Source organism: Streptomyces sp. NPDC002994 (genome assembly GCF_040611155.1).
Lineage (GTDB): Bacteria > Actinomycetota > Actinomycetes > Streptomycetales > Streptomycetaceae > Streptomyces.
Genome location: NZ_JBEXNQ010000020.1, coordinates 38,866 through 57,836, shown reverse-complemented (window position 1 = coordinate 57,836; position 18,971 = coordinate 38,866). Strand labels below are relative to the sequence as shown.

At 68.0% G+C, this 18,971-nt stretch carries 16 protein-coding genes and 1 pseudogene; 11 read left to right on the top strand and 6 right to left on the bottom strand.

Annotation, left to right across the window (positions count from 1 at the left end; all coding sequences use genetic code 11):
• The first annotated feature begins 2,062 nt into the window (after positions 1-2,062).
• The 3 genes from ABZX79_RS25435 to ABZX79_RS25425 all read left to right on the top strand — a co-directional run bounded on the left by ABZX79_RS25435 (position 2,063) and on the right by ABZX79_RS25425 (position 5,959).
• Positions 2,063-3,025: a zinc ribbon domain-containing protein gene (locus ABZX79_RS25435; protein WP_355262013.1), complete on the top strand. Its 963-nt coding sequence runs from the start codon at positions 2,063-2,065 to the stop codon at positions 3,023-3,025.
• 120 nt (positions 3,026-3,145) lie between these two features.
• A complete protein-coding gene (locus ABZX79_RS25430; protein ID WP_355262010.1) occupies positions 3,146-4,429 on the top strand; it encodes a geranylgeranyl reductase family protein in 1,284 nt (427 codons plus the stop codon).
• Positions 4,430-4,537: 108 nt separating this feature from the next.
• The gene (locus ABZX79_RS25425) at positions 4,538-5,959 is read left to right on the top strand and encodes a DUF234 domain-containing protein (protein WP_355262007.1); all 1,422 of its coding nucleotides are present in this window, start codon (positions 4,538-4,540) and stop codon (positions 5,957-5,959) included.
• On the opposite strand, the gene ABZX79_RS25420 is transcribed toward ABZX79_RS25425, so the two are convergent.
• Positions 5,943-6,791 (bottom strand): AraC family transcriptional regulator, encoded by an 849-nt coding sequence (locus ABZX79_RS25420; protein WP_355262004.1) that lies wholly within the window; start codon positions 6,789-6,791, stop codon positions 5,943-5,945. The genes ABZX79_RS25425 and ABZX79_RS25420 overlap by 17 nt on opposite strands.
• A 49-nt stretch (positions 6,792-6,840) precedes the next feature.
• Between ABZX79_RS25420 and ABZX79_RS25415 the strand changes: the two genes are divergently transcribed.
• Positions 6,841-7,224, top strand: a complete 384-nt coding sequence (locus ABZX79_RS25415; protein WP_355262001.1) for a cupin domain-containing protein — start codon at positions 6,841-6,843, stop codon at positions 7,222-7,224.
• 25 nt (positions 7,225-7,249) lie between these two features.
• Here ABZX79_RS25415 and ABZX79_RS25410 read toward each other — a convergent pair whose 3' ends face one another.
• The gene (locus ABZX79_RS25410; protein ID WP_355261998.1) at positions 7,250-7,465 is read right to left on the bottom strand and encodes a DUF397 domain-containing protein; all 216 of its coding nucleotides are present in this window, start codon (positions 7,463-7,465) and stop codon (positions 7,250-7,252) included.
• The gene (locus tag ABZX79_RS25405) at positions 7,462-8,067 is read right to left on the bottom strand and encodes a DUF5753 domain-containing protein (RefSeq protein ID WP_355261995.1); all 606 of its coding nucleotides are present in this window, start codon (positions 8,065-8,067) and stop codon (positions 7,462-7,464) included. The genes ABZX79_RS25410 and ABZX79_RS25405 overlap by 4 nt, the downstream gene beginning before the upstream one ends.
• A 763-nt stretch (positions 8,068-8,830) precedes the next feature.
• Here ABZX79_RS25405 and ABZX79_RS25400 point away from each other — a divergent pair.
• The gene (locus ABZX79_RS25400; protein ID WP_355261992.1) at positions 8,831-9,697 is read left to right on the top strand and encodes a hypothetical protein; all 867 of its coding nucleotides are present in this window, start codon (positions 8,831-8,833) and stop codon (positions 9,695-9,697) included.
• A 12-nt stretch (positions 9,698-9,709) separates the two neighbouring features.
• On the opposite strand, the gene ABZX79_RS25395 is transcribed toward ABZX79_RS25400, so the two are convergent.
• Positions 9,710-11,101 (bottom strand): serine hydrolase domain-containing protein, encoded by a 1,392-nt coding sequence (locus ABZX79_RS25395; protein ID WP_355261989.1) that lies wholly within the window; start codon positions 11,099-11,101, stop codon positions 9,710-9,712.
• A gap of 222 nt (positions 11,102-11,323) precedes the next feature.
• On the opposite strand from ABZX79_RS25395, the gene ABZX79_RS25390 reads away from it, so the two are divergent.
• On the top strand, positions 11,324-12,976 hold the full coding sequence (locus ABZX79_RS25390; protein WP_355261986.1) for an FAD-binding protein: 1,653 nt from the start codon (positions 11,324-11,326) through the stop codon (positions 12,974-12,976).
• Positions 12,977-12,984: 8 nt separating this feature from the next.
• On the opposite strand, the gene ABZX79_RS25385 is transcribed toward ABZX79_RS25390, so the two are convergent.
• On the bottom strand, positions 12,985-13,980 hold the full coding sequence (locus ABZX79_RS25385) for a helix-turn-helix domain-containing protein (protein ID WP_355261982.1): 996 nt from the start codon (positions 13,978-13,980) through the stop codon (positions 12,985-12,987).
• A 126-nt stretch (positions 13,981-14,106) separates the two neighbouring features.
• Here ABZX79_RS25385 and ABZX79_RS25380 point away from each other — a divergent pair, with 126 nt between their 5' ends.
• Positions 14,107-14,976 (top strand): NAD(P)-binding domain-containing protein, encoded by an 870-nt coding sequence (locus tag ABZX79_RS25380; RefSeq protein ID WP_355261979.1) that lies wholly within the window; start codon positions 14,107-14,109, stop codon positions 14,974-14,976.
• 130 nt (positions 14,977-15,106) lie between these two features.
• Here ABZX79_RS25380 and ABZX79_RS25375 read toward each other — a convergent pair whose 3' ends face one another.
• Positions 15,107-15,943, bottom strand: coding sequence for a C40 family peptidase (locus ABZX79_RS25375; RefSeq protein ID WP_355261976.1), 837 nt, complete (start codon positions 15,941-15,943; stop codon positions 15,107-15,109).
• A gap of 720 nt (positions 15,944-16,663) precedes the next feature.
• On the opposite strand from ABZX79_RS25375, the gene ABZX79_RS25370 reads away from it, so the two are divergent.
• The 4 genes and pseudogenes from ABZX79_RS25370 to ABZX79_RS25355 all read left to right on the top strand — a co-directional run.
• Positions 16,664-17,023, top strand: coding sequence for an NADH-quinone oxidoreductase subunit A (locus ABZX79_RS25370; protein WP_003956195.1), 360 nt, complete (start codon positions 16,664-16,666; stop codon positions 17,021-17,023).
• Positions 17,024-17,041: 18 nt separating this feature from the next.
• The gene (locus ABZX79_RS25365) at positions 17,042-17,596 is read left to right on the top strand and encodes an NADH-quinone oxidoreductase subunit B (RefSeq protein WP_069927526.1); all 555 of its coding nucleotides are present in this window, start codon (positions 17,042-17,044) and stop codon (positions 17,594-17,596) included.
• The gene (locus ABZX79_RS25360) at positions 17,593-18,327 is read left to right on the top strand and encodes an NADH-quinone oxidoreductase subunit C (protein ID WP_355261971.1); all 735 of its coding nucleotides are present in this window, start codon (positions 17,593-17,595) and stop codon (positions 18,325-18,327) included. Before ABZX79_RS25365 ends, ABZX79_RS25360 begins: the two co-directional genes overlap by 4 nt.
• A pseudogene (locus ABZX79_RS25355) lies at positions 18,324-18,971 on the top strand (NADH dehydrogenase subunit D); the annotation flags it as partial. The gene ABZX79_RS25360 and the pseudogene ABZX79_RS25355, both read left to right, overlap by 4 nt.

The window sequence follows — 18,971 nt, the reverse complement described above, 5'->3', positions numbered from 1 at the left end:
GTGGCACGGGTCGGCTCGGTGGCTTGCGGCCCGGTGGGTGGGGCGCATGAGGTCTATGGGGCGGCTCGGCCCCAGGCTCAGCGACTGCGGGAACGGCCGCTGGTGCGACATCCCCATCCCCACGCACACGAGCACCCACGTGGGCGGCCGGTTGGCCGATCGGGTCGACGTGCGGACTCATGTCTGTGCGGGTGGGCGCGACAGTTGAATGGGGGGACTCGGGCGGGTGTGGCGTCCGCCCCGGCGGGTGGTCGGTTGGGGCGCAAGCACGTCGCTGATGTCCCCTGGCCGACGTTCTGGCGGCGCTCGACTGGATCAGCCGGTCTCTGACCACACCGCCGAGACCGCCCCCGCGGCCTCCCGCCGCTCCATGGAGGCGCCCGGACCTCGGGGTGGCCCTGTTCGGCCAGCTCCCACCTTCCCCGCCCTTGGGGCCGTTCGGCCGACGACCGGCCGCGTCGACTTCGCGCTCACGGGCGTCGAGGCGCAGCCGCAGGGCCCGGAGTCGCTGCCGAGGAGCGAGTGGTCCTGCCGACGAAGCGGCAGGCGGACGGCCCGTCGGCGGATGTCAGCTGAGGGTCGGCTCGATGCTCTCGGCCGGTGGGATGGAGACGAACCCGACAGAAGACGACCAGGGGGGTTCGTTATGTCGCGTTTCCGCACATAGGTGGGGTTTCAGTTCGCGTCATGTGGTGGGTTCGGTTCACTCCAACGCATCGGTAGGGGCTCCGGGCCGCAACCAACTCCCTACCAGCCGGGGGTGAGGAACGGTCGAGGCTCCCTTCGCCGCCGTCTCGGGCCTCGGTTCGAGGCTTCGGAACGCGACAAACCCGGAAGAAGGCGATCGGTGATGCCCTTTATGTGCATCTTGGTCCCATTGGAGGGGCCTCACTTGCCATCATGTGCTGGGTTGATTGCATTTCAACGGCCCGGCGGCCGGCCTATGGGCTTCGGAATGCGACCAATCCGGCGGAAGTCGGTTCCCGGCGCCCCGCCAGTCCCACCCGCCCCGGCCGACCTCGGTTGGGGCGGCTTCTGCGGGGTTCCACCCCTTCAACGGTCCGTTGCGGGCGTGGGAACGCGACTAACTCAACACTTGATGAATCCCATTGCCCCTCCAACCCCACTAGTCCCAGCCGTATCGCTTCCAGCTATCAGTGGAGCGTTTCCACCCGCAGGCGGGAAGGGTGGTGAGACTGAACGGACGACGGTTGGGGCGGCCGGTGCGGCAGGTGCCGGTGGGGTGGCGGGGCATCGGAGTGGCCAGGGGGCTCGGTTGGCGGCCCCGCCGTCGTCGTTGGTGGGGCTCGGTCGCCTCAACCGACGGATCGAGGCCCTGGAGCGCTACTAACCTCGCACTTTATGAGCCTCAATGCCACTCCAACCCCACTCACCTCAGTGGTATCGCTTCCCGCTATCACGGGCGCGTTTCGGCCCACACCCGTGGCTCGGACGCCATTACCACCCACCCACACCAGCAACGTGCTTGTGGTGCAACCGGCCACCGGCCGGGGTGGACGCCACACCTGCCCGAGTCACCCCATTCAACTCATGCGCCCCGCCTGTGGACCGGCCGGTTCGCAGGTCGACCCGGCTGCGCGGCCGTCTGCCGTCGTGGGTGGTCGTGTGCGTGGGGATGGGGTGTCGCACCAGCGGCCGTTGCCGCACCCGCTGAGCCTGGGGCCGAGCCGCCCCCTAGGCAGACTGCGCCCCACCCAGACACCCGCCTGTCGGCGGCGAGAGTCGAGCCAGCAGATCAGCTTGCGCCGGGCCCGCCCCCGGGGGCCGCCCCCCGTAAAGAACCAGCGGTGGAGGGGTGGGTGTCAAGGGTGGCCCGAAGGGGCATCGCGCAGCGACGCGACGCAGGAGCGCCCTTTACACCCGGCCCGGAACCGCGAAACTCCCGAAAGGGCGGCCCCCTCACCTCAAACAAGCAACGCCCCGGGCCCCGCCCCCAGTGGGCAACTTCAGCCCCTCCGGCGTTTGAGGAGCGGGGTCCGGGCGCAACACCCCGTCCCCGGAAGCCGGTTGACGCGCCCCGTCCGCCGGGCAAGATGGGCCCATGCCGCTGCACTGCCCGCATTGCGGGACCGAGGTCTCCGACGACGCCCGCTACTGCCTGAGATGCGGACGCGAACGACCGCAGCCGCAGTACGTCCCGCCCGTACCCCTGGACGCGATGGAAACGGCGACGGCCACCCCCGCAAACCCGCACCCCGTGCCCCCAGCGCCCACGCCGCCCTTCCCACCCGCGCCCGCATCACCACTCCCACCTTCACCCCCACCCCCACCCCCACCCCCACGCGCGCGCCGAAGCCCCGCCCTCGTCTGGACGGCGACCCTCGCCGCCGCCTTCGTCATCGGCGGCGGCGCGACCGCCGGAGTGCTGCTGCTCAGCAACGACGGCGGAAGCACCACCGCGTCCCAGTCGCAGGACGAAAAGCCCGCCGTGGCCACGAGCTCCAGCCCCAGCCCCACTCCCACCTCCACACCAACCCCCACCGAACCGCCGACCGCGCCCCAGCCGGCCCCCGCCCCCTCCAGCCCCGCCGCACCCCAAACCTCCGCACCTCCCGAGCCCCCCACCGGCTTCCGCCGCGTAACGGACCCCGCCGGCTTCTCCCTAGCCGTCCCCGAGCTCTGGTCCCGTACGAACGCGGCCAGCGGCCAGATCACGTACTCCGGCTCCACCGGCATGGAGCACCTCCTCATCGGCGTCGTCCACAACCCCCCGTACGCCACCTCCTACGACAACTTCCTCAACCTCGAGCAGAAGGCCAGGGCGAACCAGAACGACTTTCACCGCCTGCGCCTGGAACGCAACACCTTCCAGGGCCGCCCGGGCGCGATCTGGGAGTACACCTTCAAGGACAAGCAGACGGGCGAGACCCTCCACGCCATCGACCAGGGCTACATCGCGCCGAACGGCACGGACTACTCGATCTACACCAAGAGCAGGGACCGGGACTGGCAGTACGCCCGCAAGACCTTCGACACCGCACTCGCCACCTGGACCCTCGGCTGATCGCGGCACTCCCGCACCGCTCCACGCGCACCCTTCCGATTGGTGATCAGCACGCCCCAATAGACTGCCTCCGACCTGTGCCCAAGGCACGCGACGCCGAGTCTTACGGGAGATCCCGCCGTGACCGAGCCCCTCTCCGAGCACACCGCAGATGTGATCGTCGTCGGGGCCGGACCCGCCGGCTCCACCACCGCCTACTACCTCGCCAAGGCGGGCCTCGACGTCCTCCTCCTCGAAAAGACCGCGTTCCCGCGCGAAAAGGTCTGCGGCGACGGCCTGACGCCCCGCGCCACCAAGCAGCTGGTCTCGATGGGCATCGACATCTCCGAAGAGGCGGGCTGGCTCCGCAACAAGGGCCTTCGCATCATCGGCGGCGGCGTCCGCCTCCAGCTCGACTGGCCGGAGCTGGCCTCGTACCCCGACTACGGACTCGTCCGTAAGCGCGACGACTTCGACGAGCAGCTCGCCCGCCAGGCCCAGAAGGCCGGCGCCCGCCTTCACGAGCGCTGCAACGTGGGCGAGCCGATCATCGACGCCCGTACGGGCCGGATCACCGGCGTCAACGCCAAGCTCGGCGAGGAGAAGACCCCGGTCACCTTCCACGCCCCGCTGGTCGTCGCCGCCGACGGCAACTCCACCCGACTCTCCCTCGCCATGGGCCTGCACCGCCGCGAGGACCGCCCGATGGGCGTCGCGGTCCGTACGTACTTCACTTCACCCCGCCACGACGATGACTACCTGGAGTCCTGGCTGGAGCTGTGGGACCGCCGCGGCCCGCAGGACCGCCTGCTCCCCGGCTACGGCTGGATCTTCGGCATGGGCGACGGCACTTCCAATGTCGGCCTCGGCATCCTGAACTCCTCCAAGGCGTTCAAGGAGCTGGACTGGCGCGAGGTCCTCAAGGCATGGTGCGCCTCCATGCCGGAGGACTGGGGCTACACCCCCGACAACATGACGATGCCGATCCGCGGCGCCGCGCTCCCGATGGCCTTCAACCGCCAGCCGCACTACACCAAGGGCCTCCTGCTGGTCGGTGACGCGGGCGGCATGGTGAACCCGTTCAATGGCGAAGGCATCGCGTACGCCATGGAGTCGGGCCAGATCGCCGCCGACGTGATCGTCCAGGCGCACGCCCGCGCGACTCCCACCCAGCGCGAACTGGCCCTGCACGCCTACCCGAAGATCCTCAAGGAGACGTACGGCGGCTACTACACGATGGGCCGCGCCTTCGTGAAGCTCATCGGCAACCCGAAGGTCATGAAGATCGCGACCCAGCGCGGCCTGACCCACCCGGTGCTGATGAAGTTCACCCTGAAGATGCTGGCCAACCTGACCGACCCGACGGGCGGCGACGCGATGGACCGCATCATCAACGGCCTGGCCAAGGTCGCCCCGAATTCATGAGCCCGAATTCATGACGCACCTCCCGTGATGCAGGTCACTACCAAATTTGGTGCGTTCATTTTTGGGCGTGCCGTGCCTGGGCCTGCCGAGCACGGATGGGTGGTGTAAGTGGACAACTTCATCGAGCGCGAGCGCGAGCTTGCCGCCCTAGACCGGATGCTCAAGCGCACCGAGGTCGGGGGCCGGGCAGGGCGCCCCGGCCGGGCTGTCCTGATGCGCGGCCGCCGGAGGGTGGGCAAGTCCCGGCTGGTGGAGGAGTTCATCGATCGCTCCGGTTTGCCCAGCGTGTTCTTCACCGCCTCCGCCCAGTCCACCGTGGAAACCGACCTGAGGCTGTTCATCGAGGCGGCCGCCGCTTCGGATCTGCCCGGAGCCGCTGCCATGGCCGGACAGTCGCCCAGGGACTGGGACGCCGCCCTGCACCTTCTCGCCGCGGCCCTGCCGACCGACCGGCCGAGTGTGGTCGTGCTCGATGAGATGCCGTACCTGATCAAGAACGATCCGGGCTTCGAGGGCACACTGCAGAAGCTCTTCGACCGCGAGCTGTCACGCCGGCCGGTGCTGCTGCTCTGCGTGGGTTCTGACCTGGCGATGATGGAGCGGCTGAACGACTACGACCGTCCCTTTCACCAGCGCGGTACGGAGATGGTGGTACCGCCGCTCAGCCCGGCAGACGTGGCAGACATACTGCGACTGGCACCCGCCGAGGCGTTCGATGCCTACCTGGTGTCCGGCGGACTGCCGCTCGTCCTGGAGGAGTGGCCCCGAGGCGCCGGAGTCTTCGACTACCTGGCCGAAGTGGTGGCCGACTCCACGTCCGCCCTCATCGTCAGTGGGGAACGGTCGCTGGCCGCGGAATTCCCGGCCGACGCCCAGGCGCGCTTGGTCCTGGGAGCCATCGGCTCTGGCGAGCGGACCCATTCGCTGATCGGCCGGGCGGCCGGTGGCCTTCCCGCAACCAGCCTCAACCGGTCACTCCAACTGCTGAGCGCCAAACGGGTGGTGGACGTGGTCAGCCCCCTGTCCACACGCCCGTCGAAGGAGACCCGTTACTACGTCGCTGATCCGCATCTGCGCTTCTGGCTTGCCTTCCTCGGTCCGTACGTGTCGGAGATCGAGCGCGGCAGAGGAGACCTGACGCTGGCGCGCATGCGTCAGTCGTGGACTTCCTGGCGTGGGCGGGCCATTGAACCCGTCGTACGCGAGGGGCTCTTTCGCCTGCGCGAAGGCGGAGTGCCCGACGGGTCGGGCGCGGTGGGCGGCTACTGGACACGTACCAATGACCCCGAGATCGACATTGTCGCGGCCGACCGGGGTCCGATCGCCAAGCGGATCACGGCGGTCGGCTCGATCAAGTGGCTGGAGAACCGGCCGTTCGACGCCCGCGACGTTGCGAGGCTGATCGTCCACCGATCGCAGCTACCGGGGGCGGACGACACCACGCCCCTGCTCGCGGTGTCGCGCAGCGGCGCCGCGGTGGACGGCGTGCCAGTGGTGGGGCCTGAGGAGCTGCTCACCGCTTGGCGGTGATCGCGTAGCGTCCGGGTGTGGTGCCGACGTGGCGGGTGAAGTGGCGGTTGAGGTGTGCCTGGTCGTAGAAGCCCACCGACGTGGCGACATCGGCCGCCCGCCTGCCGGCCAGCAGGAGTCGGCGGGCTCGGTCGATGCGCTTGCCGGTCAGGTAGGCGTGCGGCGGTAGGCCGTACGCCTGCGTGAAGCAGCGGATCAGGTGGGTGGGGTGAGCGTGCAGAGTCGCGGCGGCTTCGTCCAGGGCTATTCCGCTGGATATACGCGAGTCGATCAACTCCCGTAACGATGCGGCGAGTCGGCTCGTCTCGCGACGCGATCCCAGTCGTCGTGGGGCATCTGGGTGATCCAGGTGGAGGAGCAGCCGTTCGCGTACGAAGGCCAGCCGGGACTCGGCCTCGAATTCGTCGCCCGTAGCGGCCGTATCGGCCAGGGCCGCGTGCAGCTGGTGAATGCGATGGCGCAACACCCCGTCGCCGTGGACCGGGCCGTCGACGGCGGCTCCGGCGAGGCGTTCCGGCAGGACCGTCGTGTCGAGATAGAGGACGCGCTTCCGGAACCCTGACGGGTTGACCGTTTTCCCGTCGTGGGGAACGCCGGGCGGCAGCAGTACGACCACGCCCGCCCCAGCGGCTCCATGGCGTCGGCGGTCGACGGAGAAGTCGACCGAGCCGTCGTCGAGGATCATCAGGTCCCACGTGTCATGGGTGTGGACCGGGTAGGCGTGATCGGTGAAGTGCGCGTGGAAGACCTCGCTGACCCCCGGGACTGAAGGCCGCCAGGCCTTGACCTGCGTACGGGGCGTACGGGGCGTACGGGGCCCGTCGGCTGTCATGCCAGAAACGTACAAGACCGGTGATGGCCACCGGCGGCACGCTCATGGCATGACAAAGCCCACCGCATCCGCCACCGCACCAGTCAACTTGGCCCAGAAGCTCTCGCAGTTCAGCGAGCTCTGGTCGCAGAAGAAGATCGCCGACCTGAACGACTACGAGGTCAAGCTCGCCAAGCTGAAGGGCGAGTTCGTCTGGCACACCCACGAGGACACGGACGAACTGTTCCTCGTCATCAGCGGCCGCCTCACCATCCAGCTCAGGGACGCAGACGTGGTCCTGGAACCGGGCGATCTCTTTGTGGTGCCGCGTGGCGTCGAGCACTGCCCCGTGGCCGACGAGGAGACCGCCATCCTGCTGCTGGAACCGGCAGGCGTCATCAACACGGGCGACGCGGGCGGCCCGCTGACCAAGGCCGCCGAGACTTTGCACTGAGGGCCAATACATCTAGGCGCGTGGGTCAGGCGCGGGGCAGCTGGTCGTCCTTCACTGCGGACACGAAGGACGACCAGGCGGTTACGTCGAAGGTGAGGGCGGGGCCGCTGGGGATCTTGCTGTCGCGGACGGGCATGACGCCGTCCAGGCCGTCAGCGACTTCCAGGCAGCTACCGCCGTCCGAATTGCTGTAGGACGACTTGCGCCATGCGGTGGAGCCCAGGTCGTGCGCGTTGCTCATTGTTTGTAGTCCTCCGCCACCGACTCGATCAGGGCCAGGGACGCCTCCGGCGACAGCGCGGCGGCCCGGATCAGATCGTAGGACAACTGGTACTTGGCGACCAGCGTGGGAGTGTCCAACAACTGCCCTGAGTACTGTCCTTCCGAGTATGCAACTGGCGGTGCGTCTTCGAAGGTCATCAGAGCAAACATGCTGCCGCTTGCGGCGTGTGCATTCGCGCTGAATGGGAGCACTTGGACGAGGATGCGCTCGCGGCGGACGAGGTCAGCGACGTGCTTCAGCTGGCGCGCCATGAGGGCCGGTCCGCCCACGGGCACGCGAAGCACGGTCTCGTGCAGCACTGCCCACAACACGGGTCTTGTTGGATCGTCGAGCAGGGCCGCACGATCTGTCCGCGCCCTGATGCGAGTCTCTACCAGGGCGCTGTCCAGCAGGAGCGCTGCCGATGGAGCCATCACGGAGCGTACGTATTCCTCGGTCTGGAGCAAGCCAGGAATCCGGGTCGGAGCGTACTCGCTGATGGCGACGGCTTCGACCTCAAGTGCGGCCGCGTCTGCGAAGTAGGGGGCGTGCGGACTGCTGTCGATCAGCTCCTTGCACATGCGGGCAAGGAGCCCGTCCGTTCCCAGCTCGCTGTCGATGCGCTGTGCGAGGTCGAGCTGGGGCTTGCGGATGGCTGCCTCGATCTGGCCGATGTACGTCCCCGAGACGTAGACCCGCTCCCCGAGCTGCTGCTGGGTGAGCGATGCCGCTTCCCGCTGCCGCTTCCCGCTGCCGCTTGAGTTCGGAGCCGAAGAATGGCCATCCGACCTTGCCCTGCGAGAAGCTCACGCTCTTGTTGGGCTTGTTCACCGTTGAACTCCCATGCGTTTCAGCACCTTTGTTGCCCGTTTCCCCCTGTCCATCGTATGCACGGAGCGCAACGATCGGACACGGAAAGCGACGTATTGGGCGACTGGCAAGGAGCAGAGATGGACGCATCCCGGCGGAGCGAAGCGCGAGCGCAGCTCGCGGAGTTGATGGCCGACTACGGGACCGATGGCGTGCTGCGGCTGGACGCGACCGGCGAGCCGGCGGAAGGGGTGGAGTTCCCGCCGGGGTCCATGGCCTATCCGCCGTGCCGGTGTCCTCGGTGTCGCGACGGCGCTTGAGCTTCGGGGGGCGAGGTTCGAGCGGCTTTTGCTAGGAATGGTGGGTGGGGACTGTTCCCACCTACCCTCCCTGCCAGCGGCGATGACATTTTGTGATCGTGTCGCGACACAGTGCTGTTGCCGTGTAGCGTGCGGCACGACGAAACGACCCCCATGCGGTGTTAGCAGCACCACACAGGGGTCTGACCATCAAGATCGTTACGAGGTCGATCTCATGGCTGTTCAGCAGCTTAGCCGTGCCCTGCACGCACCCGCCCACCCGATGGCCAAGCCCGGCTTCGGGAAACGGTCCGCGCCTGACCAAGAGCCCCGCCGCGCCCGCGACTTCGCACATCTGCCCAAGCGTGAAGCGGCCATCGCCGGTTACATCGACCGGCTGCCCGACGGCGCCGACATCTCCATCAAGGCGCTGGCCAGGGAAGTCGAAGGCTTCGGGCAGTGCGCCATCGGCACCGTCCTGCGGAAGCTGTCCGAGGCCGGGCATCTGCGACGCGTGCGCCGGGACGTGCAGGACGCCGAGGGTGCGCGGTGGGTCTACCGGACGTTCTTCACACGTACCGCCCGGCCCGACGCCTGGTGGGCCGAGTTCCTCGCCGACAACGTCCCGCAGTCCGGAATGGCCGACCCCGCGCCCGTACAGGAGCCGGAAGCGCGCGGCTACGACGCGCTCGCCCGGCTCGTGCACCAGCACCCGCAGCTCGCCCTGTCCGCCGTGGAATGCGAGGCACTCGCAGACCTCGCCGGGGACTGGTTCCGGCGGGGAGCCACCGAGGCGCAGCTCGTGCGGGCCGTTGCCTCGATGCTGCCGGACCCTGTCCGGCACCCCTTCGGCTTCGTACAGAGGCGGTTGATCGACCGGCTGCCGCCCGAGCCCCCGGCGCCCGTACAGGGCCGGTACGTCATGGAGTGCACCGACTGCCACGCCCCCGGTACGCCGGAATCACTGCCGGGCGGCCTGTGCCGCGTCTGCCGCAGTGAGCCGTACGTACGGGATGACGGCCTCCCGGCGGACGTCGTGCGCGGGAAAGCGGCCCGGCTGCGGGACACGGTCCGTACGTACAAAATCCGTCCGGCGCCCTGACTCTCTGCACCCTCAGCGCAGTTGCTCGGGGGTGACCAAGGGGTTGAGCGGGGGTAGCGGGCTGGGCGGCGCCGACCGGCCGAGAGGCGAGGAGGGCTTGCCTGCGCTGCTGAGTGCTCCGTCGACGTACTGGAACAGCGCATCCCCTATCGGGTCCGGCTTCGGCTTGTCGTTCTCGTCGAACCGCTGGTACTTCATGAGGTTGTAGCCGATCGCGACCTGCCTGCGGCCGTCCTCGGTGGACAGCGCCCAGGTCCCCGCTCCGAAGACGCCGCCGTCGTGGCCCCAGTACCAGCCGCCGTTGGGCATGCGCAGGGTGTAGAGGCCGAGGCCGTACCGCATGGCGACTTCCTCGCCCGGTTCGGCCTCGTAGGCCGGGACGGTGGTCTTCATGGCGCGCAGTTCGGCGGGGCCGAGCAGCTTGCCGCCGAGCAGTTGGCGGTAGAAGTCGTTGAGGTCCCGCATGGTCGACACCATCGCGCCGGCCGTACCGGCCCAGGACATGTCGTAGGCGCTGAAGTCGCGGGCCGGCTCTATGTAGCCGTACATCGACTCGTACATCTTGGCGTGCGGTCCGGAAATGTAGGGCGAGCGCGGGAAGTAGGTGTGCCGCAGGCCGGCCTTACGGATGACATGGCGAGTGATGTACGTTTCCGCGTCCTGGCCCGTGACCTTCTGCAACAGCAGCCCGGCGATGACGTAGTTGGTGTTGGCGTACGCATGCGTGCCGCGCTCGGCGGTGGGCGGGGCCGCGAGTCCGAGGCGGGCGAGGTGTTCCGGGTCCAGGCGGCGGAAGCGGTTGTCTTCGAGGACCTTGCCGGGGTTTTCGAGGATGCCCGGGAAGGCGGGCAGTACGTAATCCGCGATGCCGCTGGTGTGGTTGAGCAGCATGCGTACGGTCACCTGCCGGCCGCGCTCGCCCGGTATCAGCTCGGGCAGGTAGCGCCCGATGGGCGCGTCCAGTTCGATGCGGCCCTTTTGGACCTGCTGAAGGACGGCCACTGCGGTGAAGGTCTTGGTGATGCTGCCGATCCGGTGCTCGAAGTCGGGTCGCATCCGGCGCTCGGTGTCCACGTCGGCGAATCCGGTGGCTCCGCGCCACTGCTGCGAGCCGTCGCGAACGGCGGAATAGGCCCCGTACATACCGGCCTTGTGAATCGCGGCGAGGGAGTCGCGCAGAGCCGGCCGGTCGAGACGGCGCTCTGGTGCGGCTAAGGGCGCGGCGGACAGTCCGGACCAGGCGGTGGCGGGGGCGGCCGATACCGGCGCTGTCGCCTGCGCCTGCGCCGGCGCGACCCCGACCGCGAGCGACAGAACGGCGACCGATGCCACCGCCGCCAGGCGGCCTCTCCGATGCTCCGGGTGGTGGCTGTGGCGGCGGTTGTTCGGGTGGGCGAGGCGCATGGTCGCTCCTTTTTCGTCACGCGTTCACGGCTCGTCTTCGATTCCTCCCATCCTCATGGCGCCGCTACGGGCGGTCCTCCACCCGCAGAACGACCTTCGGCACAGGAGTGGATGACAAATGTCAGGCTTCGGCGATTCACCCGAACGAGTAAGTGACGTAGAGCACATCGCTGGTAACTTAGAGTGAGTTCGTGGACGTCTCATATGCCAATGGGGGTTGCCGTGGCCGCGAGTCCGATCGAAGTGGGTTCCAACGACGCGCGCTATGAGGCTCTGCGCCGGGGGTTCAATCAGCGCTGGATCGCCAAGCCTGACTACGTGGTGGTCGCTACGACGGCGGACGACGTGGTGGCGGCGCTCGCCAAGTTCCGCAGCAACCCGGCGAATTCCGAGCGCCGGATCACCGTGCGCTCGGGCGGCCACTGCTACGAGAACTTCGTCTCTTCCGGCGACGTCGGGGTCATCATCGACGTGAGCCAGATGAACCGCGTCTATTTCGACCCGGAGATGGACGCGTACTGCATCGAGGCGGGCGCGACGAACTGGCACAGCACCACCCAGCTCTACCGGTCGACCGGCCTGGCCCTGCCCGGCGGCTCCTGCTACTCGGTGGGGCTCGGCGGCCATGTCTCGGGCGGCGGCTACGGGCTGCTCTCCAGGGACTTCGGCCTGACCGTGGATTACCTGTACGCCGTCGAGGTGGTCACCGTCGCCGACGGCAAAACCCCCAAGAAGACGGTGGCCCGCAAAGACTCGACCGATGCTTCGCTGCGCGACCTGTGGTGGGCGCACACCGGCGGGGGCGGCGGCAACTTCGGCGTCATCACGCGCTATTGGTTCCGTGGCCTGCGGAAGCCGCCCGCCCAGGTGCTGGCCAGGTCCGTCGCCTGGAAGTGGGAGGACTTCCTCGCACGCCCCGACCTCTTCAAGTCGCTCGTCCGCCGGTACGGGCAGTTCTTCGAGTACGAGAACAAAGGCACGCTCCCGGCCGCCTCCTTCGGCACCTACAAGTACCGCGACTTGTTCACCCTGCTGAAGCTCACCCACATGAGCAGCGGCAAGGTCGGTCTGATCATTCAGCTCGACGGTACGAAGGACCACTCGGTGCACCGCCTCGCTGCGTTCATGAAGTGGATCACCGCGGATTTCAAGACCGGCGACACGTACCACGTCGAAGAGACACCACTGGACCAGGCGATTGGCGAGCATCCCGCGATGGGCTCGCTGTTCATCCCGACCCGACTCCCTTGGCTCACGGCCACGCAGAGCATCAACGACTCCGGGCCCAACCGCTGCGGCAAGTACAAGTCGGCGTACATGACGAAGGGATTCACCGAGCACCAGATCGACGCGATCCACCGCCACCTCACCGACGGTAAGTACACGAACCCCGACGCCCTGGTTCAGGTCGACTCCTACGGTGGAGCAGTCAACGACGTGGGCCCGGAGGAGACGGCTGTGCCGCAGCGCTCCTCGGTCATGAAGCTCCAGTACCAGGCGTACTGGACCTGGGGCACGGACGCCGACAAGAACGGGGTCTACGACTACCTGGACGCCGAAAAGGACCCGGAGATCGCCGGGCCCCATCTGCGCTGGATCAGGAACTTCTACCAGGACGTCTACCGGCCCACCGGTGGAGTGCCGGCGGTGGTCGATCCGGCTTACCCCGCGACCAAGGACGCGAACACGGACGGCTGCTACATCAACTACCCCGACGTCGACATCTCGGACACGAAACTCAATACGCTGGGCCAGCCCTGGCACCAGCTGTACTACAAGAACAGCTACAAGCGCCTGCAACGGGCCAAGAAGCTGTGGGACCCGCACAACATCTTCCGCCACGCCCAGTCCGTCGCCGTGCCCAAAACCACCTAGGCGCGCTGTCAGGTCACGGGCTGCGGCGACCGCGTGCGCGGGCCGGCGAAGTTGCGTCTGTAGTCGCTGGGGGAGACGCCGACCTGGAGTGTGAAGTGGCGGCGGAGGTTGGCCGCCGTGCCCAGGCCGCTTTCCGCGCTGACGCGGTCGATCGGCAGGTCGGTCGTTTCGAGGAGCGACTGGGCGTGGGCCAGACGACGGCCCAGTAGCCACTGGAGCGGGGTGGTGCCGGTGGACTCCTGGAGGCGGCGGTAGAAGGAGCGCGGGCTCATACGGGCGCGGCGGGCCATGTCGTCGACGGTGAGCGGTTCGCGGAGGTGGGCGGTGGCCCACTGGAGGGCGGGGCCGAGGTTGTCGTCGTCGGCCATGGGAACGGGCTGGTCGATGAACTGGGCCTGCCCGCCCGTGCGGTGGGCCGGTACGACCAGGCGGCGGGCCAGCTGGTTGGCGACCTGCGCGCCCAGGTCGCGGCGTACGAGGTGCAGGCAGAGGTCGAGGCCGGCGGCGGCGCCGGCACTGGTGAGGACGTTGCCGTCGTCGGTGTAGAGGACGGAATCGTCGACCAGGACCTTCGGGTAGCGCTTGGCGAGCGCGGCCGTGTGCTGCCAGTGGGCGGTGGCGCGGCGGCCGTCGAGGATTCCGGCCGCGGCGAGTGCGAAAGCGCCGGTGCACAGGGACACCATGCGGGCCCCGGAGTCCGCGGCCGCGCGCAGCGCGTCGACGAGTTCGGGCGGTACGTCCTCGCCGTCCTCGGCGCACGCCTCGGGGACCGAGGGCACGATCACGGTGTCCGCTCCGGCCAGCGCGTCGAGGCTGTGGGGGGTGGTGAGGGAGAAGCCCGAGCTGGGGCCGCCCTTGTTGGTGCCGCACAGACGCAGGTCGTACCACGGGTCGGCCAGGTCCGGGTTCGGGATGCCGAAGACCGTGCAGGCGATCGACAGCTCGTACAGCTCCCAGAGGGAGATCCCGGAGTCCTCGACCACGGCCACGGCGACGGTGTGCATGCGGGTGAGCGTACGGCAGGAATTTTGCGGAGGTGGGCAGTCCTGCCACTGTCGGTCGGCGGCGGGCGCTGCGAGGGTTGATCTCGCCAAGAAACAACGCACACCGCATATTTGGGGGAAATGGTTATGAACCGCGAAAACGTCACGGTCCTGGGTCTGGGACATATGGGTACGGCGCTCGCGGACGCCCTCCTCGCCGCCGGTCACCCCACGACCGTCTGGAACCGCACCCCGGCCAAGGCCGACCCGCTCGTCGCCCGGGGCGCCGTGCGCGCGGCGACCCCCGGCGAAGCGGTCACAGCCGCCGGGGTCGTGGTCGTCTGTGTGCTCGACTACGACGCCGTACGCGCACTCCTGGAGCCGGTGGCCGGGTCGCTGGCCGGCCGTACGGTCGTCAACCTCACCACCGGCTCCCCCGAACAGGCCAGACAGACGGCGGCCTGGGCGGCCGGGCACGGCTTCGGCTACCTCGACGGCGCCATCATGTCGACGCCACCCGGGGTCGGCAGCCCGGAGAGCATGTTCCTTTACGGCGGCTCGCCCGCCGCCTTCGCGGCCCACCGGGACACGCTGGCCGCCCTGGGCGACCCCATCGACCTCGGCGACGACCCGGGCGTCGCCTCCCTCTACGACCTGGCGCTGCTCGACGTCATGTGGGCGACGCTGAGCGGCTGGCTGCACGCCACGGCCCTGGTGGGCGCCGACGGGGTGGCCGCGGCGGCGTTCACCCCGGTCGTGACCCGGTGGCTGCGCGGCGCCGTGACGGGCTTCATGGGGGCGTACGCCGAGCAGGTGGACGCCGGTCACTACCCGGGCGACGACGCCACTCTCGACGTACACCGCGCGGCGATCGGGCACCTGGTCCACGCGGGAAGGGACCGGGGGATCGACGGGCGGCTGCCCGAGCTGTCGCAGGCGCTGGTCGAGCGGGCGGTCGACGGGGGGAACGGCGGGGACAGTTATGCGCGCCTTGTTGAGTTGTTCCGCAAGGGGTGAGCCGTGAGCCGTACCGGTACCCGATGAACGCACGGCGGAGGGCCGTCGTTCCCGAAGCCGGGAACGACGGCCCTCCGCCGTACAGAGTTGTACAAGTCGAGCAAGTCGTGCGAAAGGTGCTGAATGTCCGTCAGAGCACGCGGACCGCACCGCTCGCGGGGTAGCCCGACAGGTCCTGGATGACTACGCCCTTGCTGGGGTTGGCGGCGTCGAGGTACTGGCCGTCGCCGATGTAGACACCGGTGTGGTACGCCGATCCGGCGCCGCCCCAGTAGAGGATGTCGCCGACCTGGAGGTTGGACGTACCCACCTGGGTACCGGCCACCGACTGGTCCTGCGAGACGCGCGGGAGGTCGATGCCGACCGTCCGGTACGCGGCCTGTACGAGGCTGGAGCAGTCCCAGGCGTTCGGGCCCGAGGCGCCCATGACGTACGCGTCACCGAGCTGCGCCTTGAGGAAGGAGACGACGGTCGCGGCGCTGCCGGTGCCCGTGGACGAACCGACAGAGACGCCGGAGTCGCCGGCGGAGGCGCTGAGCGTCGTACGCTCGGCGCTGCGCGAGGCGCGCTCCTGCTGCTCGGCCTTCTCGGCTGCTGCCTCAGCAGCCTTCTTCTGGGCGGCCTCTTCGGCCTTGCGCTTGGCCTCGGCCTTGCGTTCGGCTTCCGCCTTGTCCTTCTTTGCGGCCTTCGCGGCCTTGGCGGCGGCTTCGTCCTGCTGGGCCTGGAGGTCGTAGGCGTACGCGACCTGCTGGGTGGCCTCGGCGGAGACGGCGACGGTGTTCGCCAGGTCCGTGGTGATCGTGGGCATCTCGATGGTCGCGGTCACCGGCTCGGCGTTCGCCGGCCCGGCAGCACCTGCCACCCCGATGGTGCTGAGGACGCCACCGGCAACTCCGGCACGGAGCGCGACCTTGGACGCGCTACGACGGGGTTTCCGGTGGCTGGGTATGTGAGCGGTGAGGGACATGGGACAACCGCTATCAGGCGTTCGCGTTCCCTTCAAGAAACGTGGGCTGCGCCACAGTTGTGTCATGTCGGCCCGAATCGGGCTTCTGTCGGGCTTTATTGACGCCGTAACGGGCAATACGGGCACACGTGATCATGCCTGTGATCATGGGCTTTCCGCATTACGCCCCAATTGCCCGGCGCCTACCATCCGTTCACACCGATGGCCAAGCCCGCTTTTATCGGCAGCGGACGAGAGTGGTGCAGGTCACAGATCGGCCACCCCTACTGCGCGGCGACCGCCTTCGGTGCTCGTGAACGCGAGCACGCGTCCACATGCGTCCGCGAAGCTCCCCCGGAGTGATGAGGCGGCGTTTCCTTATCACCCAGGAGCCGTCCATTGCCAATTTGCCTGTACGTTCCAACGCTTGATAGCGCGCACCCCTTGCGACCAGCGGTAACACCATCGCTTGTCACGTCTGGTAGCCACTCGTGCACTTCGCGTATGAAGATCACCGCTCACCCGAGTTGATGATCGTTCGTCGGGTGGTGGAGATCACAAAGACGTTGTCGCAACCCGTGTCGCAGATCACAGACCAGCAGGCATAGGATGCGAAGCAGCCGGGCTTGTGAACTGCCTCACATATACATGATCTTCGCGTGGCGAAGATCATGGAGGCGGCGTGAAGTGCAAGCTCCGGTGCGGTCCAACGGTCAAGGACGACTGGAAGGAGCGAGGAGCGTGAATGCCTACGCGCCCATCCTCGTGCTCGGCGCACTCGGGGCAGGGTTTGCGATCTTCTCCGTGGTCATGGCCACGCTTATCGGCCCAAAGCGCTACAACCGGGCAAAGCTTGAAGCGTATGAGTGCGGCATCGAGCCGACACCCACACCCGCCGGCGGCGGCCGCTTCCCCATCAAGTACTACCTGACGGCGATGCTCTTCATCGTCTTCGACATCGAGATCGTCTTCCTCTATCCCTGGGCCGTCTCCTTCGACGCCCTGGGGCTTTTCGGGCTCGTCGAGATGCTGCTCTTCGTGCTCACCGTCTTCGTTGCCTACGCGTACGTATGGCGGCGCGGCGGCCTGGAATGGGACTGAGGGGCTGAGGGGTCACCAATGGGACTCGAAGAGAAGCTGCCCAGCGGCTTTCTGCTGACCACCGTCGAACAGGCCGCGGGCTGGGTACGGAAGTCCTCCGTCTTCCCCGCGACCTTCGGCCTCGCCTGCTGCGCCATCGAGATGATGACGACGGGCGCCGGCCGTTACGACCTGGCCCGCTTCGGCATGGAGGTCTTCCGCGGCTCGCCGCGGCAGGCCGACCTCATGATCGTGGCGGGGCGGGTCAGCCAGAAGATGGCGCCGGTGCTGCGGCAGGTCTATGACCAGATGCCGAACCCCAAGTGGGTTATCTCCATGGGTGTTTGCGCCTCTTCAGGGGGAATGTTCAACAATTACGCAATTGTGCAGGGTGTTGATCACATTGTTCCTGTTGACATCTATTTGCCCGGTTGCCCGCCTCGTCCCGAGATGCTGATCGACGCGATTCTGAAGCTCCACCACAAGATTCAGAACTCCAAGCTCGGCGTGAACCAGGAAGAGGCTGCCCGCGAGGCGGAGGAAGCGGCCCTGAAGGCGCTCCCCACCATTGAGATGAAGGGGCTGCTCCGGTGAGCGAGATCAACGAGCCGAACCCCGACAAGGAACTCAGCGCGCAGAATCTGCCCGGCCAGCGCGGTGACCACGGCGAAGAGATCCGCGTCCAGCGCGGCATGTTCGGCGCGAAAAACGGCGGCGACACCTCCGGCTACGGCGGTCTCGTACGTTCCGTACGCCTGCCGGGGCCCGCGGCCCGCCCCTACGGAGGGTGGTTCGACGAAGTCGCGGACGAACTCGAAGGCGCCCTGGAGGAGCAGGGCCTCCTCCCGGACAACGCCATCGAGAAGACGGTCGTCGACCGCGGCGAGATCACCTTCCACATCGCGCGCGAGCACCTGGTGCAGGTGGCGAAGACCCTGCGCGACGACCCGGCCCTGCGCTTCGAGCTCTGTACGGGCGTCAGCGGAGTCCACTACCTGGAAGACAAGGGCCGCGAACTGCACGCGGTCTACCACCTGCGCTCGATCACCCACGGCCGGCTGATCCGCCTGGAAGTGAGCGCCCCGGACAGCGACCCGCACGTCCCGTCGCTGGTCTCGGTCTATCCGACCAACGACTGGCACGAGCGCGAGACGTACGACTTCTTCGGCCTCGTCTTCGACGGGCACCCCGCCCTCACCCGGATCATGATGCCGGACGACTGGCAGGGCTTCCCGCAGCGCAAGGACTACCCCCTCGGCGGCATCCCCGTCGAGTACAAGGGCGCCCAGATCCCGGCTCCGGACCAGCGGAGGTCGTACTCGTGACCACCCCACCCGCATCTGCACGTGAGACCACCGAAGGTCCCGTATATACAGTCACCGGCGGCGACTGGGACGAGGTCGTCCAGGCCGCCACCAAGGCCGACGACGAGCGCATCGTCGTCAACATGGGCCCGCAGCACCCGTCGACGCACGGCGTGCTCCGGCTCATCCTGGAGATCGACGGCGAGACGGTCACCGAGGCCCGCTGCGGCATCGGCTATCTGCACACCGGCATCGAGAAGAACATCGAATTCCGGAACTGGACGCAGGGCACGACCTTCGTCACGCGCATGGATTACCTCATGCCGTTCTTCAACGAGACGGCGTACTGCCTTGGCGTCGAGAAGCTGCTCGGCATCGAGGAGCAGATCCCGGACCGGGCGACTGTCACCCGCGTGATGCTGATGGAGCTCAACCGGCTCGCCTCCCACCTGGTGGCCATCGCCACCGGCGGCATGGAGCTGGGCGCGACGACGATCATGATCTACGGATTCCGCGATCGTGAACTGATTCTCGATGCCTTCGAGCTCATCACCGGCCTGCGCATGAACCACGCGTTCATCCGGCCCGGCGGACTGGCCCAGGACCTGCCCCCGGGCGCGATGGACCAGCTGCGCGAGCTTGTGAAGACCATGAAGAAGAACCTG

Bases quoted from the DNA above. Each gene is read 5' to 3' on its own strand.
- ABZX79_RS25410 (WP_355261998.1), bottom strand. From the start codon at position 7,465: ATGAGCAACGCGCACGACCTGGGCTCCACCGCATGGCGCAAGTCGTCC.
- ABZX79_RS25365 (WP_069927526.1), top strand. From the start codon at position 17,042: ATGGGACTCGAAGAGAAGCTGCCCAGCGGCTTTCTGCTGACCACCGTC.
- ABZX79_RS25395 (WP_355261989.1), bottom strand. From the start codon at position 11,101: ATGCGCCTCGCCCACCCGAACAACCGCCGCCACAGCCACCACCCGGAG.
- ABZX79_RS25400 (WP_355261992.1), top strand. From the start codon at position 8,831: ATGGCTGTTCAGCAGCTTAGCCGTGCCCTGCACGCACCCGCCCACCCG.
- ABZX79_RS25380 (WP_355261979.1), top strand. From the start codon at position 14,107: ATGAACCGCGAAAACGTCACGGTCCTGGGTCTGGGACATATGGGTACG.
- ABZX79_RS25435 (WP_355262013.1), top strand. From the start codon at position 2,063: ATGCCGCTGCACTGCCCGCATTGCGGGACCGAGGTCTCCGACGACGCC.
- ABZX79_RS25375 (WP_355261976.1), bottom strand. From the start codon at position 15,943: ATGTCCCTCACCGCTCACATACCCAGCCACCGGAAACCCCGTCGTAGC.
- ABZX79_RS25415 (WP_355262001.1), top strand. From the start codon at position 6,841: ATGACAAAGCCCACCGCATCCGCCACCGCACCAGTCAACTTGGCCCAG.
- ABZX79_RS25385 (WP_355261982.1), bottom strand. From the start codon at position 13,980: ATGCACACCGTCGCCGTGGCCGTGGTCGAGGACTCCGGGATCTCCCTC.
- ABZX79_RS25420 (WP_355262004.1), bottom strand. From the start codon at position 6,791: ATGACAGCCGACGGGCCCCGTACGCCCCGTACGCCCCGTACGCAGGTC.
- ABZX79_RS25405 (WP_355261995.1), bottom strand. From the start codon at position 8,067: ATGTGCAAGGAGCTGATCGACAGCAGTCCGCACGCCCCCTACTTCGCA.